The 1,443-nt window shown below is 36.7% G+C and carries 1 protein-coding gene; it reads left to right on the top strand.

The features are described 5' to 3' along the window. The first annotated feature begins 53 nt into the window (after positions 1–53). Positions 54–1,411 (top strand): IS3 family transposase gene (locus H131_RS24120; protein ID WP_155242542.1). Its coding sequence is split into 2 segments (ribosomal slippage): positions 54–507 and positions 507–1,411, totalling 1,359 coding nucleotides; the frame shifts between segments, so codons are not numbered across the junction. The last annotated feature ends 32 nt before the right edge of the window (positions 1,412–1,443 follow it).

Here is a 1,443-nt window from a genome sequence, read left to right as displayed (position 1 = left end):
TGATCTGCCCCGTAAAAGTTAGACACCAATCTAACTTTTACGGGGGTTTTTTTATGGCAAAGGTAAGTGTTGAACAACGTATTCAAGCAGTTCAACGATACTTAAATGGAGATGAATCCATGAGTGGAATTGCGAAAGATATCGGAGTGACAGATCGAGTTGTCAGTGATTGGATTCGCCGTTATCAAAAAAATGGTGTAGAGGCTTTCTTAAAATCCTATACAAAATATTCAGCTGACTATAAAATGAATGTACTTAATTATATGAACGAGACAGGTACATCTTCGATTGACACAGCTGCACTATTTAATATTTCATCTCCTGGCATGATTCGGAATTGGAAGTTGAAGTTTGAAGTTGGTGGTTATGATGCCCTCGTTTCTAAGAAAAAGGGGCGTCCATCTATGAAAAAAGAAACAAAAAGAACAACGAAATCAACACCAGCTGAAGGATCTGTTGAGGCGTTAGAAGCACGTATTAGACAATTAGAAATGGAGAATGCGTACTTAAAAAAGTTGAATACTTTAGTTCAAATGCAAGAAAAATTACCAATCAAATCAAAGCGCAAGTGATTTATGAACTAAAGGGAATCTATGAAGTGGTGGAATTAATCAAAGTCGCTGATATTCCACGTAGTACGTATTATTATTGGGAAAAGCGATTGAATCGTACTGATAAATACACGGATGTGAAAGCCGCAATTCAGTCCATTTATCATGAACACAAAGGACGTTATGGTTATCGTCGGATTACCAAAGAACTAAAAAAATACGGCATTCATCATGATCCTAAAACGATTAATAGTTTGATGAATGCCATTGGCATAAAATGTGAAGTCCGTATGAAGAAGTATCGTTCGTATAAAGGAAAAGTCGGAAAAATTGCCCCAAACATATTACAACGTGATTTTACAGCAAAAAATATGAACGAGAAATGGGTAACAGACGTGACAGAGTTCCATCTATTTGGTGAGAAACGCTATTTATCACCTGTCCTTGATTTATGTAATGGCGAAATTATTGCATACACAGTAATGAATCGTCCAGTGTATAATCTCGTCCATGATATGCTAGAACAAGCATTGGGGCGCCTTCAATCAGGTGATCAAGTCGTTCTTCATTCGGATCAAGGTTGGCACTATCAAATGAAAAAGTATCAAGAAACATTAAAGCAATATAGGATTACACAGAGTATGTCCCGTAAGGGCAATTGTTTGGACAACGCAGTCATCGAAAATTTCTTTGGCTTATTAAAATCTGAGCTCCTGTATCTACAAGAATTTGAATCCATGGCACATTTTGAACAGGAACTACAAGACTATATTCACTATTACAATCACAAACGAATGAAGGCAAAATTAAAAGACCTAAGCCCGGTGGAGTACCGAACTCAGGTTTTAGAAGTTGCTTAACTAAATATGTCTAACTTTTTTGGGTCAGATCA

The organism is Lysinibacillus sphaericus OT4b.31 (assembly GCF_000392615.1).
Taxonomy (GTDB): Bacteria; Bacillota; Bacilli; order Bacillales_A; family Planococcaceae; genus Lysinibacillus; species Lysinibacillus sphaericus_B.
The sequence above is the reverse complement of the archived record's forward strand: the minus strand, read 5'-3'. Positions and strand labels throughout refer to the sequence as shown.